Source organism: Chryseobacterium sp. UNC8MFCol (assembly GCF_000482305.1).
GTDB lineage: Bacteria > Bacteroidota > Bacteroidia > Flavobacteriales > Weeksellaceae > Chryseobacterium > Chryseobacterium indologenes.
The window spans coordinates 634,209-650,232 of sequence record NZ_AXUZ01000003.1; the positions used below are offsets into that span (position 1 = coordinate 634,209).

12 protein-coding genes and 5 tRNA genes are annotated in these 16,024 nt (G+C 38.7%); 9 read left to right on the forward strand and 8 right to left on the reverse strand.

The window, feature by feature from the left end:
- Positions 1–83: 83 nt before the first annotated feature.
- Positions 84–1,463, forward strand: coding sequence for a tetratricopeptide repeat protein (locus tag M030_RS0103030; protein ID WP_027372192.1), 1,380 nt, complete (start codon positions 84–86; stop codon positions 1,461–1,463).
- Between the two features lie 123 nt (positions 1,464–1,586).
- On the opposite strand, the gene M030_RS0103035 is transcribed toward M030_RS0103030, so the two are convergent.
- The 3 genes from M030_RS0103035 to M030_RS0103045 are packed head-to-tail and all read right to left on the reverse strand — an operon-like array spanning position 1,587 to position 3,540.
- Positions 1,587–2,465 (reverse strand): DMT family transporter, encoded by an 879-nt coding sequence (locus tag M030_RS0103035; RefSeq protein ID WP_027372193.1) that lies wholly within the window; start codon positions 2,463–2,465, stop codon positions 1,587–1,589.
- Positions 2,452–3,105: a leucyl/phenylalanyl-tRNA--protein transferase gene (gene aat, locus M030_RS0103040; protein WP_027372194.1), complete on the reverse strand. Its 654-nt coding sequence runs from the start codon at positions 3,103–3,105 to the stop codon at positions 2,452–2,454. The genes M030_RS0103035 and aat overlap by 14 nt, the downstream gene beginning before the upstream one ends.
- 57 nt (positions 3,106–3,162) lie before the next feature.
- Complete coding sequence (locus M030_RS0103045; RefSeq protein ID WP_027372195.1) at positions 3,163–3,540, reverse strand: DUF3127 domain-containing protein; 378 nt, start codon at positions 3,538–3,540, stop codon at positions 3,163–3,165.
- A 178-nt stretch (positions 3,541–3,718) separates the two neighbouring features.
- On the opposite strand from M030_RS0103045, the gene M030_RS0103050 reads away from it, so the two are divergent.
- The 8 genes from M030_RS0103050 to M030_RS0103085 all read left to right on the forward strand — a co-directional run bounded on the left by M030_RS0103050 (position 3,719) and on the right by M030_RS0103085 (position 6,906).
- Positions 3,719–3,800, forward strand: a tRNA-Leu gene (locus M030_RS0103050).
- A gap of 4 nt (positions 3,801–3,804) precedes the next feature.
- A tRNA-Gly gene (locus M030_RS0103055) sits at positions 3,805–3,880 on the forward strand.
- A gap of 5 nt (positions 3,881–3,885) precedes the next feature.
- Positions 3,886–3,969: transfer RNA gene (locus M030_RS0103060), tRNA-Leu, on the forward strand.
- Positions 3,970–4,092: 123 nt separating this feature from the next.
- A tRNA-Leu gene (locus M030_RS0103065) sits at positions 4,093–4,174 on the forward strand.
- A 53-nt stretch (positions 4,175–4,227) separates the two neighbouring features.
- Positions 4,228–4,311, forward strand: a tRNA-Leu gene (locus M030_RS0103070).
- Positions 4,312–4,580: 269 nt separating this feature from the next.
- Positions 4,581–4,946 (forward strand): hypothetical protein, encoded by a 366-nt coding sequence (locus M030_RS0103075; protein WP_027372196.1) that lies wholly within the window; start codon positions 4,581–4,583, stop codon positions 4,944–4,946.
- 44 nt (positions 4,947–4,990) lie between these two features.
- A complete protein-coding gene (locus M030_RS0103080) occupies positions 4,991–6,406 on the forward strand; it encodes a PLP-dependent aminotransferase family protein (protein WP_027372197.1) in 1,416 nt (471 codons plus the stop codon).
- A gap of 14 nt (positions 6,407–6,420) precedes the next feature.
- Entirely contained in the window at positions 6,421–6,906 is a 486-nt protein-coding gene (locus tag M030_RS0103085) for a GNAT family N-acetyltransferase (protein ID WP_027372198.1), read from the forward strand.
- Between the two features lie 75 nt (positions 6,907–6,981).
- Here the strand turns inward: M030_RS0103085 and M030_RS0103090 are convergent, their stop codons facing one another.
- From M030_RS0103090 to M030_RS0103110, 5 genes are all read right to left on the reverse strand, one after another.
- Complete coding sequence (locus M030_RS0103090; protein WP_027372199.1) at positions 6,982–8,835, reverse strand: alkaline phosphatase family protein; 1,854 nt, start codon at positions 8,833–8,835, stop codon at positions 6,982–6,984.
- A 408-nt stretch (positions 8,836–9,243) separates the two neighbouring features.
- Positions 9,244–9,912, reverse strand: a complete 669-nt coding sequence (locus M030_RS0103095; RefSeq protein WP_027372200.1) for an HAD-IA family hydrolase — start codon at positions 9,910–9,912, stop codon at positions 9,244–9,246.
- Between the two features lie 6 nt (positions 9,913–9,918).
- Complete coding sequence (locus tag M030_RS0103100; protein WP_027372201.1) at positions 9,919–11,073, reverse strand: TIGR03364 family FAD-dependent oxidoreductase; 1,155 nt, start codon at positions 11,071–11,073, stop codon at positions 9,919–9,921.
- An 11-nt stretch (positions 11,074–11,084) separates the two neighbouring features.
- Positions 11,085–12,383 (reverse strand): DUF5690 family protein, encoded by a 1,299-nt coding sequence (locus M030_RS0103105; RefSeq protein ID WP_027372202.1) that lies wholly within the window; start codon positions 12,381–12,383, stop codon positions 11,085–11,087.
- 9 nt (positions 12,384–12,392) lie between these two features.
- The gene (locus M030_RS0103110; protein ID WP_027372203.1) at positions 12,393–15,218 is read right to left on the reverse strand and encodes a TonB-dependent receptor; all 2,826 of its coding nucleotides are present in this window, start codon (positions 15,216–15,218) and stop codon (positions 12,393–12,395) included.
- Positions 15,219–16,024: the final 806 nt, after the last annotated feature.

The window sequence follows — 16,024 nt, forward strand, 5'->3', positions numbered from 1 at the left end:
ATCAGTTTCAGATGTATTATTAATTAAAAGTTTGCCGAGGTTTGTAAGCAATTTCAAACATCAGGCTGACAAAGAGGACACTATTGGAAGAGTATTTTGGAAATGAACTTGTAAAAAAGTTCGAGGAAATGATGGAGAACAATGATGAATTCTACTTCGATACCGAAGAGTTAGAAGATATTATTGTTTATTATTTGGAGCTTGGAGACTTTAACTACGCTGATATGGCGGTAAGTTATGGCCTGAAGCTTCATCCCAATTCTTTAGATATCAAGATTAAAAAACTTGAAATTCTTTTGGAATGGGAAGAATATAATACGGCGAAAGGGCTTATCAATGAGCTAAAGGGTTCCTCTATGGAAAACACCGACTTTATGGTTTGCTACGCCAAGTATTATTCGAGTTTAGGAAATCCTAAAAGATCCATTGAAATTTGTAAACAAGCTTTGACATTAGGGGAAGAAGAAAACTTCCTTCACAACTTTATTGCAGATGAATATGTGAATCTGGGAGATCCTTTTAACGCTCTTAGACATTACAGAAAAGCACTGAAAGAAGATCCTACAGATGAATATGCATTAGAAAACTGTATGGTGTGCTTTAGTGATCTTAATAAGAGTGAGGAGGCTATTGCCTTTCTTAATGAATATCTGGATGAATTTTCTTATTCTGAAACCGCGTGGCTGGAATACGGTCAGTTTTACTTCAACAGAAAAAATTATGATGAAGCCATAAAAGGCTATGACTATTTATTGGCCATCAATTCAAATGCTGTAGGAGTATACGCCAATAAGGCAGCCTGCTATGAAGCTTTAGGACAATATCAGAAAGCTATCGAAACCTACGAAGAGATGCTTGAGCTGGAATACACAAAAGCCTTTACTTTCTATAAAATTGGGCTTTGTAATAAAGCATTAAAGCAGCCTATAGTTGCATTGAATGCGTTCCAGAAATCTTTAAGAGAAGATCCGCAGTTTTACCTTGCCATGATGGAACAGTCATATCTGTACGAAGAAATGGGAGGGATGAGTGAAGCGTTGCATTTTGCAAAAGAAGCCACTCAATTGAATGAAAACAATCTTGATTATCAGAAGAGATTAGCATTTTTATTCATTGATTCCGGGAAATTTGAAGAAAGCCTTTCCTGTCTTAAAAAACTGGTAGATGCAGAACCTTCAAGATTTTACAACTGGTATGCTTACTCCGAAGTATTGATGCTTCTGGGTGAATATGAGGAAGCGGTAACTGTGCTGAACAGCGCTGTTAAAAACCATTACAGAGCAGAATTATTTTATCAGTTGAGCAATTGTTTCTTCAACCTGAAAGATCAGGACAAAGGAATCGAATCCCTTCAGAAAGCATTGGACCTGGATCCGTCTTTAGCTAAAGATATGCAGAAAAAATATCCGTTTATCAAAGATGAGGTTAAAAAGGTGAAGGCCAGAGTGAAAAAGAAAAATTGATTAAAACATTTTAATTAAACATAAAAAATCCTGCATTGCAGGATTTTTTTATTGATAATGATACTCGTCAATGAATTTTCCCAGAAGGGTAGTGGAACTTACATAGGCATTTACAAATAAAATTTATTTTTTCGGATTTGTCCGTAAAAATATCAGTCCGGCAATGATAATTCCGGCACCGATAAATTGCATATACGTAAGCTTTTCACCATCTAATATTCCCCAAATAATGGCAACAATAGGCATAATTAAAGTAACTGTTGAGGCAAAAAGAGGAGATGAGACTTTTAATAAACGGTAGTTCATCGTCATTGCCAATCCTGTACCGAAAACAGATAACAGGCTGACAAACAGTAAGCCCATCAGCAGGTCTTTTGAAAGGGTAAATTCTGAAAAAAATCCTGTGCCGGTTAACGCAATCAGAGAAGGTAAAAACAAGACGAAAGAGAAAATAAAAGAAGATAATACCACTGAAGAAACTTCCATCAGTTTTGATTTTACCGTTGTCGTGCTCATTGCATAGCACAAAGTAGCCAGTAATAACAACAGGATCGGAATCATTTTAAATTCACTGCTGTCACCTCCTCCAAAGGCAAGAATACAGACGCCGGCGAAGCTTATACATGTTCCTATGATCTGTTTTTTGGTTGTTTCGAATTTCCAGACAAGGCCTCCCACAATGATCACAAAAATAGGCATCATGGAGTTAATAATTCCTGCAATGCTACTGCTTACTTCAGTTTCGGCAATAGGGAAGAGGAACATGGGGATAAAATTTCCGGTGAAAGCTGCCAGAATCAGCCATTTGATATGCTTTTTAGGGAAAAGCTTATAATTTGAAATGGCGACAGGTAGTAAAATAATTCCGGCGATCAGAACCCTTAAAGCACCTACCTGAAAAGGATTAAAATGCTCAAGAGATTTTTTGATCAGAATAAAAGAAGATCCCCAGATAATACTCAGGAGAATAAGAAGTACCCATTTTTCTTTATCTGCGTTCATTATTGTCGTGTAAAATTTTTAAAAACTCTTTTTTAGGAATCATTCTTGCCCCCAGACTTTCCAGATGGTCGGTATGTGACTGGCAGTCAATCAAATCTATAGTATCTTTGTAGGTCTCAACAAAATGGATAAATCCGGCTTTCGAAGCATTGCTTACTTTAGCAAACATACTTTCTCCACAGAAAACATTACCGATCTGTAACCCATAAAAGCCGCCTACCAGTTCGTTTCCCTGCCATACTTCAATGCTTCTGGCCAGTCCGTACTCATGAAGCCGGATAAATGATTCCATCAATTCATCGGAAAGCCATGTTCCGGTTTGCCCCTTTCTGCTCGCTTGCTGGCAGTGGGTGATAACCTCTCTGAAGTTTCGGTTCTCAGAAAAAGAAAAAACATTTCTGTTCAGGATCTTTTGCATCGATTTGGAGACCTTTATTTCTTTCGGAAACAAAACGAATCTCGGATCCGGACTCCACCACAAAATTTCCTCTCCCGGGTTAAACCATGGGAAAATACCCAGTTGATAGGCAAACCAAATACGTTCTACAGAGAGATCACCACCGTAGGCAATCAATCCGTCATGGCCGTCATACAGCTCAGGGTCGGGGAATGAAATCTCGTTGTCGTCTAATCGAATCATTTTATCAAAAAAATCCTACTTCAAAAGCAGGATTTATATTAGATCTTTATTCTCTATTTAAAAAGGTAAATCGTCATCGTCATCTCCGGCAAACGGATTCTCGTTTGATACTGGGGATGCAGATTGCTGAGGCATTGCCTGAGTAGGTTCTGAAGCGATGTCTGATACTTTTTCTACTCTCCAGCCGGTAATAGAATTGAAGTATTTAGTCTCACCCTGAGGAGAAACCCATTCTCTACCTCTGATGTTGATTCCTACCTTTACGTTATCTCCTTCTCTAAGATTATCTAATAAACTGATCTTATCAGATAAAAATTCTATGTTTATCGGCTGTGGATACTGTTCCTGGGTCAAAATAACCATTTCTCTCTTTTGAAACCCGCTCGCAAATGTTTGAGCATCAAAAAGTTTCTTTACCGTTCCTTGTAATTCCATATCGTAAATATTAACGGTGTAAAAGTAAGAAAATCAATTGTAATAATAGGTGCCGGTGAAAAAAAAACTAAAAATTTTAATTTTTTTCTTTGAAAAGTTTGGAGGTAAGGGAAATTGTCCTATATTTGCACTCACAAAAACGAAGCAAGCTCTTTAAAACTTACAATATAAAAAACCAGCGGATGTGGTGTAATTGGTAGCCACGCCAGACTTAGGATCTGGTGCCGTGAGGCGTGGGGGTTCGAGTCCCTTCATCCGCACTATGCGAAAATAGCTCAGCTGGTAGAGCACAACCTTGCCAAGGTTGGGGTCGCGGGTTCGAATCCCGTTTTTCGCTCCACACCTGCCCTGGTGGTGGAACTGGTAGACACGCAGGACTTAAAATCCTGTGCCTCTTTTGGCGTGCGGGTTCAAGTCCCGCCCGGGGTACAAAGCCCTCTGTATGTCGTTACGGAGGGTTTTTTGTTTTTATAGAAGGTGTTCTTTCGGTAAAAATTCTTATATTTGTAAGATAAATGATTTTGAATCTGTGAAAACAGATCAATATAACCAGCGGATGTGGTGTAATTGGTAGCCACGCCAGACTTAGGATCTGGTGCCGTGAGGCGTGGGGGTTCGAGTCCCTTCATCCGCACTATACAAAAGACAGGATTTGTTTTCAGATCCTTTTTTTTGTACCATACACCAGCCCTGGTGGTGGAACTGGTAGACACGCAGGACTTAAAATCCTGTGTCCGCAAGGACGTACGGGTTCAAGTCCCGTCTGGGGTACAAAACCCTCTGTAATTTGATTACGGAGGGTTTTTGTTTTTTTAGTTACAAGAGAATCTATTGAGACTTTTTAAAGGACAGGTCTCAGGACCGGGAGGAATATTTATACCTCCATCAAAATTGAATCATCATCATAACCCTTAAGATCAGTCTTAAATCCATAGCATCACGGAAGGAATAGTATATCTGTACCCATAATATAGTTTTATTCTGTATCTGTATCCAAACTTGAATACTCCATAATTTTGTTAAGCTAAAGAATAAATACTATGGAAACAATTGCACAACATCAGGAACAGCTTCAATATGCTGAAGTATATATTTCAGACATGTTGGCGTTGAGAAATATGTTTCTGCAGGTACATAATACCTCAAAAATCAGTTCAGATTTCGGAATTCCCTTTCTTTTGGCTAAAAAAGAAAACCAAATTGTGTTATTTGCAACTCTTATTCTGAATAGAAACGAGAAGATTTCCTTTAAAATATGGGCAAAAAATACCGTTTCAGACCAGGAAAAGAAAAACTTTTATTCAAAAGCCGAAAATGAGTTCAACAGGAAAAAAGATCCGAATTTCCGGGATCCGGAACAGTTAAAAAGCAGTATCGCAAGTATGATCAGCTGGCTTAATTTTTAATAAAGCCTGAATAAAATTGTACATTTACTTAAAACTGTAATTCAATGTTGAAAGATGTCCTGTACCTTAAAATAGCGAATTCTGTCACCGAGCAGATCAAAAGTGAGACCCTGCAATTCGGAGACAGGCTCCCTTCACTGAGGAGTGCCCAAAAACTATATAATGTCAGCCTGAATACCGTAAAACAAGCGTATATGGAGCTGGAAAGCCGTTCTTTGGTTGAATCCCGCCCCAAATACGGATATTATGTAAGTCAGACCTCACAGCGTAAACTGGCGCTTCCTTCTGTAGGCAAAATGAAAGTTTATGAAGGAGACAAATCTCCGGAAGACCTTATCGGTAAAGTATTCGGAGCTATTGGAGGTACGGATATGACTCAATTCGGTCTTGGTATTCCAGGAAAAAGCCTTCTTCCGGTAGCCAAGATGAAGAAATGTATGATTGATGTAATAAAGAAGAAACATGACAGCGGAACAAATTACGAACCGGTACAGGGTAATGAACAACTTCGTCGGGAAATTGCCAAATGGTCCATCGTCATGGAAGGAAAAATTACAGAAGATGATCTGGTGATTACTTCCGGTGCAATGAATGGGGTGTATAATTGCCTGATGGCGGTTACCCAACCCGGCGATAGTGTGGCGGTGGAATCTCCTGTATACTTTGGAATCCTTCAGGCCATTCAGCTATTAGGATTAAAAGCCGTGGAAATTCCTACCCATCCCATTACAGGGGTAGACCTCGATGCATTGAAAAAAGTACTTCCCAAACTTTCTGCATGCTGCTTTGTCGTGAATTATAACAATCCGCTGGGATTCCAGATGCCGGACGAGAATAAAAAAGAACTCGTGAGAATGCTTACCGAGTATAATGTTCCTTTAGTGGAAGATGATGTGTACGGAAATATCTACTTCGGAGCAGGAAGGCCGAAGCCATGTAAATTTTATGATGAAGCCGGTATTGTGATGTGGGTAGGTTCGGTTTCAAAAACACTCGCACCGGGATTTCGTGTCGGGTGGGTAGCTCCGGGAAAATTCAAGGATAAAATTATCCGTCAGAAACTTGTGCAGACCGTTTCCGGCCCTTCTTTGTTTTCAGATGTGATTGCTGATTTCCTGGAACATGGAAGATATGATCACCATTTAAGAATGTTCAGGAAGAAATTATATGCCAATTATCTTCAGATTCAGAAATCGGTCACCCAATATTTTCCCGATAATACTAAAATTTCAGAACCTAAAGGAGGGTTTATGCTATGGCTGGAATTAGATAAAAGAATCTGTACTGAAGATTTGTACGATGCCGCCGTCAGCCAGAAAGTAAATTTTGCTCCCGGAAGAATGTTCTCACAATACAACCAGTTCCAAAATTGTATGCGTCTCAATTACGCTTTAGAATGGACAGATCGTGTGGAAAGTGACCTTGAAAAACTGGGAAAAATGATAAAAAACAGAATATAATAAACCCTATCGTGATGAATGATACATATAATGAAGTACAAATCATTGAGTACGAACCTCAATATAAAGAAGCTTTCAAAGCTTTGAATGAAGAATGGATCAAAACTTTTTTTGTAATGGAACCCGGCGATTACAAATTGCTGGATCATCCGGAAGAACAAATTTTAAATAAAGGCGGATATATCGCTTTTGCTTTACTGAATGGAGAAGCAGTAGGAACTTGCGCTCTGGTAAAAGCTACCGATAAACCGCTTAGTTTTGAACTTTCTAAAATGGCTGTAAGCCCTAAAGCACAAGGAAAGAAAATTGGCTATTTGCTTGGAAATGCTTTGGTGGAAAAAGCAAAAGAATTAAAAGCTGAAAGATTATTTCTGGAAACCAATTCCATTTTGGTTCCTGCCATAAAGCTGTATGAAAAATTAGGATTTAAACACATTCCCATTACCAATGCCGGATATGATAGAGTAGATGTACAGATGGAATTGGATCTCAAGCTTTAGGAAAAAAAATATTAGAACTCGGATAGAAATATCCTTGTTCTAATATCAAAATTTAAATCTAATTGCTTTACTGTTCTATTTCTTAATAAAAGTTTTCGTTGCTGACATCCTGTTTCCGATGATGGTAAGGAAATATATTCCGGCCGGAAGATGTTCAATATGTATGTTTTCGTCATAAAATCCTCCTGAAGACTTCAAAACTTTCGTTGAAATCACCGAACCTTTTGTGTCCGTGATTTTGATCATCACTTCTTTTTCTTCAGATTGGTATCGGAAATTAATGTCTGTTGAAGCCGGATTTGGATATAACGTAAAAGAATCTGTGGATTTCTTTATATCTTTTGTCGCTAAAGATTCATTGGAACAAACCGGTATTCTGTTGATTCCATCAATGCCCCATGCAGATTGTACCGGGATACACAGCCAGTTTAATACTGTTGGCAGGTGATCCGTTTCTCTGGTTGTTGCGGAATAATCAAAAATTTTAAAAGTAGTAACGGTGTTGGCGCTATACGTTGGTGAGCCTGTTACCGTCATATTATTGGCATTTGGACTTGAATCTGCAAGGGTATTTCCCGAAGTTTCATCACATTTCCAGTTCCCCAGAAGCTGAGAATAGTACGGATGTGAAGAGGTAATATCCTGATGGGCCCAGTTGACAATGATATCATTGGGAAGAGCGGTTTTCCAGATTCTTACATCTTTATATGAAGCAGCAAGATTTTGACTGTATACATTTGTCCCATCCTGATTCAGGGTAAATGGAAGCCCGGAATCAATATTTCCAATGGTATTCATTTTGGCAAAAGTAACATGAACGCCGTCTTCGTAAAGTGTTACAAGACCGTCTCTGTCAAAACTGGCTGCAATATGTTTCCATTTATTGGTTTCTACTTTTCCTCCTACAAGATCGATTCTGTTGGCCCCGTCTCCGATATTCATTTTAAAGGTCTGTCCGGAATATCCCGAGATTACAAGTCCTTTATTTTTTCCGTTAGACCAGTTTTTATTTCCGATCATCACCGGGTCACTGGAATAATTTGCGTTGGGTTTTACCCAAAATTCAATAGTAAAATCCTGATTAGCTCCAAAATTGAAAGGAACCTGATTGGCAGGCTTGGCGTACGTTCCCGAAGGAAAGCTGATCTGATTAAACGTTTTATTAGATTCCAGAGTTGTTTTGCTGATCTGTTGAGGCAGGAATCCCGGATTGGAATAAATGGTAAAAATATTTCTTTCCGAAAGATTTCCCCCACCGTGAGAGCTATCTACAGCACCATGGTCAGTCGTAAGCACTACCAGCCAGTCTTCGCTGTTGTAAGTAGACCTGTTTTTCATAGCATTCACAATTTCACCGATGTAAGCATCCGTAGTTTGGATAGAAGAAATGTATTGAGGGACACCTGATGAAAAACCATAAGAATGTCCGGCGTGGTCCACATCATCAAAATCAACAAATAAAATGTCCGGATTATCATTTTGTAAGGCTGCCACAGCCGCATTTTTCACGGCAAGGTCGCTTCCAAGATTGCTTTTGACATCTGCTGTTTTGATAATCTTATCATTGATCGGTGCCCAGTTGACAAGGGACATCGTTCTCAGGTTAGGATTGTAGCTTTCCGCTCTTGTCAGAAAGTCGGGATAACCGACATAATTGGGATTGGTAAAATTATTATCCTGCACATTGTGTTTCGTATGCCATACACCGGTAAGCATTGTACTCCAGCCGTTTCCGCTCCATGTAGTAGCCGCACATAACCCGTCAATAGAGTAGATGGACTGATTGATGAGATTCTGGATGTTGGGGATGCTGGTTGACATCATAACATCGGAGCGGCAGCCGTCAATACCGATAAAAAGAACTTTTTTGGTTTGAGCTCCTAGAAAGCAGCTCATTATAACTGCCATTGAGAATAGTTTTGTTTTCATGAGAAATGAGGATTTTAAGTAGAAAGTTTACAAATAGTAATTTATTTTTAACTATTGTAAAATTAATTTAGTACTGGTAAATAGATGTGAACAAAAGGTTAATTAATTGATAATTAAATAGTTGTATAAGTGTTTGAAATAAACCTGTTATAGATTTTAGAAACACCTGAGCTTTTAGGACTTTGCAAACTCACGATTTGTGAGTCGAAGAATATAGCGTTCACTTTTTTTAAACGAAGATTCAGGTATTTGCTATTCTGTTGTAAGGACATTTCGTTTAAAAATAAATATGGTAATCACGATTATGATCTGGGTTTATGTAAAATTTGTGATTTGAAGGGATCTTAAAAAACAACACAAATATGATCTGCGAAAATATTTGTGTTATTAGTATTGAAAAAGAAATTTCTAAAGAAGGTTTTCGGCTTCAGAAATAGTATTCAGGATATAGTCAGGCTTTGCTTTTTCGAGCTCCGTTCTGTTTTGTGCTCCGGAAAGAACTGCTATAGTAAGACCACAGCCTGCATTCTTACCCTCTTCGATGTCAATCACAGAATCCCCTGCTTTCAGGACTTTTGCAGGTTCTGTGATATTGAATTTTTTCATCGCCAGGTTGATCATTGCCGGGCTGGGCCTGCTTTCCGAAACATCATCTGCGGTGATCAGGGCATCAAAATGAACGTTTTCTTTCCAGTGTAATTTATCTAAAAGTTGTTGTGCGATTTCATGGGTATAACCTGTATTCAACACCACTTTTTTATTTTGTGTTTTCATACTAAGAAGGAATTTTTCCGTTCCGTTGATCGGTTTTACTTCGAGATTTCGGTAGGCAAACTTCAAATTTTCAGAAAAGTTTTCAAAAATGGGCTGAGCATCCGCCTCATTTCCGTGGATGTCCTTTAACAAGCTGGTGATCGCTTCCAGTTTTTCCATTCCTGCACAATGGATAAGTACTTTTTCAAGCGTTACAGAATAGCCGTATTCATTCACGGCATCCGTTAAGGTTTTATAGACTACATTATCTTCGTCAATCGTTGTTCCGGCCATATCCAGAACCAGTAATTCTATATTTTTCATTGAAATTTATGCATAAATTTTTTCTATGTTAAACTTTGAAAAGCCTCCGCTTCCCGTCATTCCCTTTCCTCCGATTCCGGTGACAATATGAATATTCGGAGACGGGCGGTGCTCAAAAATATCTTTTGTCTTGCATTGCGAATAGACCCCGAACCATCTTCTCTGGATTTCATAGGTAGGAAGATCAATGATTTTTCTCGCTTCATGAATCATGAATTCATCAATTTCCATATTCAGATCATAGCCGAGATCATCAGCATTCCTGGCATCGGCATATTCGTGAGAATCTCCTACAATAACAGATCCGTCAAGCGCCTGTTTAAATAAAATATGAATTCCATATTTCTTTTCGAAAGAATTCTGGTCTTCCAATGCTTTGATTTGTTGGAATGAAGGGCACTCACTGAAAGACTCATATCTTCTGATAGAAAGGCCCGTAAGAATATTACCCTGAAGCGAATAAATTCCTTGTGGTTTTGTTTGAAGCATTTGCAGCTTGCTTACTTCCAGGTCACTTTCATTGAATACTTTGGGGTATAATGTTTTAAACTCATGCCCGCCGCAAATCAATATTTTGGAAGCTGTAAACTCACTCCCTTCTGCCGTCACCGCAATGCATTTCTGATCATCCTCATTGGTTTCCACTACCGTGGTATTATAGTAAATCTGAAGCCCCATCTTTTCCTGTAAAAGCCGGTGTAGTTTTACAATCATATCTGCAGAATCTACTGAAAGCTCCTGCGGAAAGAACAATCCGCCTTTACAATAGTCTGAGCGGAGACCGTCATATTTTTTAATACAGTCGCTTTTAGACAGGAGAAAAGATTCGTAATCATTATTTCTGTTGATTTCGTACAGTTCTTCAATAAGCTGAAGCTCTTCGTCGTTTGAAGCGATATATACGGAACCGTTTTGTCTGATGGTAAGATCTGCCTGAGAATGGAGTTCTTGATATATTGAGAGACTTTCTCTCCCGAAATTTTGCCATGTAAGATCCATTCCCGAAGGAACAACCTGTCCGAAGTTTCTTACCGTTGCTCCCTGTGGTAGAGAGTTCTTTTCCAGTAAGGCAACTTTAAGATTTTTCTTCAAAGCATGATACGCATGGAATGTTCCTAAAATTCCACCGCCAACTACGAGTAAATCAAATTTTGTTGTCATTTTAGTATAATTTATAAGATTTTTGAAGCATCAAAATTGATGTATCGATTAGAGTTTGATTTGGGTTTTGACTTTTTTTTGAAAGCCAGAAAAGCAATAATTGAAAGAATTAAGACTGTAATAGTGATAATATAATTAAGACTGATGTAAAAGCTAAGCCATGAAGTCTGCGAAGAACCGAAATTCTTGTACAGCAGAATCAAAACACTTCCCAGATATCCGAAAGAATCGACAATATAAATAAGGAAGCCTACATTTCCTTTAATATCAAAAGCAGCGATCATCCGGTCAAAATAAATTCCGTTGAAAGGAATATAACAGAGGTACATCCCAAAACCTGAAATGGTCATCCATACAAAAGGTGACAGCGATCCCTGCTGAAACAGATAGGTTGAAAATCCCACCACCAGAATTCCGCCAAAAAGGATGTAATGATAATATGCAAAAGCTTTTTTATTGTTTTTAACCTTTACCATGAAACTTAAAATCACAAGAACCATAATGGCAATAGGGATTTCCGTAAGGGTAAAAATGGAGCTGTCAAAATGAAAATGGAGTCCGTCCCAGATCTCACGGTTGAAATTATCCCTGAAATCCCTTAAAACGGTAAGGCTGATGTACAGAAAAATAATATAAACAACCGGCACAAAAAACTGCTGAACCAGGGCTTTTCTTTCCGGTCCGTTCAAGGGTTGTCTTTTACTTTTAAGCAAAATATCTTCTTCAGTCGGTTGGGGAATTCGTTCCAGAAGGATTCCAAATACAAATAACGGAATAATAAAGATCAGTCCCGCTGAAAAAGGCATCCAGAATTCGGAAATTGAAAAAGTGTCCATCAGGAATTTTCCTACAGATTTGGTAAAACCCGACGAAACCACAAAGCTTGAACATAAAAACAGTCCGATAATCTCGGTGGTTTTACGACCTTCAATATAGGAAAAGACAATTCCCCAGATCATGCCCAAAGGAATTCCGTTCAAAAACATAAAAAGTATATTGTACGGGGCAGGTACAGCGGCAAACCCCAATAGAGAAAGCTCTGCAACGGCAATAAACGAGAATAAACAGGATCGTCTTTTTGCCGGTTTTAATTCTGAAATAAACTTGATGCCGATGAATTTTGAGATAAAATATCCTACAGCCTGAGCGATAATAATCAGGATTTTGTAGTCGACGCCGAAGTAGGATAATCCTTCGAATGATGCTACAGTAAAGGGTTTTCTGAAGCCATACATGCAGAAGTAGACCCCGAAAGCAGCAAAAGCGGCTTTCAGTGTTACCATTGTTTTTTTATTGATTGTTCCAGCCATTGTAGTGGTTTAGAAATTCAGTTTTATTCCAAGATTGCAACGCACTCCGTAGTATTCTACCTGTTCGGGGCGGTCTTCATTTTTACCGAAATGATAAATAAGCGGTTTGTTCAGGATGTTGTTGATATCGGCATATACACCGATATGTTTTGTAATTTGGTAAGAACCTCCAAAATCAAGGCTGCTGTACTTTCCGTAATAGGTATCATTGATGTCCTCTTCAGCGTATTCTACGGCATATTTTCCTTTATAATTGTAGGCCAGCCTTGCGTTGAATCCTTTCTTCTCAAAGAAAAGCTGCACATTGTACAGATCACTAGCCTGATACGGAAGCTTTACTTTCCTTCCGCTTGGTTTTTCCATTTCTGAAGTCATGAAAGTCGCATTTACCTGTGCTCCGAAATATTGCAGGAATCCCGGAAGAAAATCAAATCTTTTATTGATGCCAAGTTCAATACCTCCCAGCCAGGCTGCTTTTCCGTTGTTAGGAGCTGAAAACTGAACTCCGTTTATTCCATTATAGCTTCCGATAAAAGAATCCTGGGAGATCGGGTCGGTAATCGATTTGTAGAAAATTCCTCCGCTCAGAATCCCCACGTTGGAAAAATAATATTCTCCCATCAGATCAAAATTCAAGGAATACGTAGGGTTAAGATCTGGATTTCCTCCTTTAAATTCGTTATCAGCTTCAATATAAGTTCCTCCGGGTGTCAGATCTCCGAAATTCGGCCTTGAAAATGTTCTTGTGGCGGCAAAACGCAGGTTGGTTTTATCGTTCAATGCGTATTTTAGATGAAGCATGGGAAGAACAGCCAGGTAATTTTTAGTATGCTCAACAGGAGTAAGAACGTCATCAACAACATGATACCCTTTTACCTTCGTATTGGTATTGGAAAATCTGATTCCTCCTAAAATGGTGAATTTGTCATTCAATTTATAGGTTCCCATTCCATAAGCATCAGCATGTTTTTCAAAAACATCAAAGTTCCTTCCCAGTGCTTTATTGTACTCCAATGCTTCAGAATCTGCAGTGTTGATCTTTAAATTTCCCTGATTATCATACCAGAACTGGTTCATTCCTCCGGTGGAAAGGACCGGTCCGAAAGAATTTCCGATAGACGCATTCATTTCACTTAGATACTTGGTCCCGTTCGGTTGGGCTGTGATGTACTGGGAATAATCTGAAAGTAATGGAGCCGTTCCGTTGCTCCAGTTGTAAAAGATGTCTGAGAATCTTGCGTTACGTTCCTTATCTCTGTATTTTAACCCATATTTTAAGGTCAGTTGATCAGAAATATTGATTTCATGGTTAAAAGTTGCCACAATCTTATCTTTTTCCTCTACAAAAACTTTATAGAATTCCAGATCGGTAAATTTCATCTGAGAAGCATCCATTTTAAAATTCGGATCACTGTAGAACCCAAATAAGGCATCCGGGTTTTTATAATCCAGCTTTCCCCCATCTGCTTTCCAGTAAGCTCTTGGGCCGTTTCCGTGATCCGAAATATAACCAGGGTTGATGCCTACGCCTGACTGAGTGTATTTGATAACATAATAGGAGTTGTTTTGCTTATCAGGAATATTTCCGTATTTAAATTGATTATCATAGTAGGAGAGATCCCAGTCGATTTTTCCCTTATCCAGATTATGAACTCCGCCTAAGGACACTGAGGTAAGTTGCGTGATCAGTAAATTATGAATATTCTGAAGCTCTACTCTCGCTGTATTATTGGCACTGCTGAATTTATCAAACCTCACTCTGTGTTTGTAATGAGTTTCGTCATCCGAAAGTGTTCCGTACATTCCTTTCACGTAAAGTGTATTCTTCGGAGAAAGCACATATTCAAAGGCTGTATTGATTCCGGTAGTTTTTCTTACCCCGTTATAATCCCGAAGTTCCATTCTGAAAACCCCTTCATCACCGCTTCGTCTTGCTTCAAAATTATCGGTAGACCAGTTTCTGATGAAATGGGCAAAATTAAAGAGGTATCCGAATTTTTTATCTTTCGTTCTTCCTCCGTACATCAAACCGATATTATAGACTCCTTTATCTGCTTTCGCATTATACCCGCTTCCCAAAGTCGCTTTAAACTCTGTTTTCATCGGAGGGGTTTTTGTAATGAAATTCACTCCGCCACCAATTCCATCTGCTTCCATATCAGGAGTAAAAGACTTGTTGACATGTACATAAGAAATCAATTCCGTAGGGAAGAAGTCAAATGCAGTTGCTCTGGAGGTCGTTTCTTCTTCAGCGGTGGGAAGCCTGTTTCCGTTAATCGTTGTAGAGGCCCAGAAAGGAGGTAACCCCCGTAGAGAAACGAACCTTCCTTCACCCTGATCTCTTTCAATAGAAACACCCTGAACACGCTGAACCGTTTCTGCCGCATTCCTGTCCGGAAGCTTCCCGATGCCGTCAGAGGCAATGACGTTGCTGATATTGATGGCGTTTTTCTGAATATTTAATGCCCGTGCTTCCGTATTCTTTAAAGTACCGGTGATCAATACTTCATCAATATTTTTTCTCAGTTGGGAAAGTTTGATATTCCCCAGGTCGGTGGTTTGCTCCGATTTCAGATCAATTGTGACATCTTTAGATTCATAACCTATATAACTGATATGTAGTATGTATTGACCTTCTTGAATGTCGTTGATGGCAAATTTACCGTCAACATCCGTAGTGATATTTCTTGATAAGCCTTTTATTTTGATAGTGGCGCCGGGGAGTGGCTGACTGTCATCGAGGACAGTTCCTATAATTAACTGTTTTTGCGCTGAAACTAAAATGATGAAACAGGTAAAAACAAGGATAAGTAATTTCTCTAATTTTGTTTTCATTTTTACATATATTAAATTTTTTATGCAAATCACGCCAATAATTTTAATATATATAAATATTTGGTATTAAGTATTGATTAACAAATTAAGCCTGTATGTTACTTCTATCTTACTTAAAAAAATATAAAAACGGAGCCGTTTTTTGGATATATATTCCTGTAATGTGCTTAATAATAGTGCATTATTCATGTGTTTTCCAAAATGATTGAATTGGGCAATTTTTGCTCAGGTTCCTGTTTATTCGTTAACATAACGTTCATGTCAGCCGCTGATGCTGTTTTCAAAAGTTTACAAATAGTAAAATTTTAATCTTTAAACATGATTAAACCGGTAAAGGCGAGATCATATCATTTAATTTTTTTTCGCTCTCCAACCCTCCAATTCATTCATTCTCCGGCTTTCAAACATATTCAGGAGCTGTTTCCCGCTATCCGCTCATACTCCTCGCGGCCTTGCGCTCCACGTCTAACCTTATATTCTCCAGCGCCTGCTGTGGGGTAACCGCTTCTATCGGGGCTAGGAAATGGTAAAAAGTTGAAAATGGAAAGTTGAAAATTGAAAATGGATGCCTACTCAACATATTTACTTACTCTTCTCTGCAAATCCGTGTGATCTGTGGTAATCTTTATTCAGTAGGAGCGGGCTAAAGCCCTCTCAATAGAGTATCCTTCAAAATCAGGCTTTAGCCCAAACGTAAAACCTTTCCAAGACCATCCTCACGAAACTTATCGCCCCATACAGCCCTTACTCTCGTTTATACTATATAATAAAGTATGGCCATCTGCGCCAATCCGCAAGAGTAACGG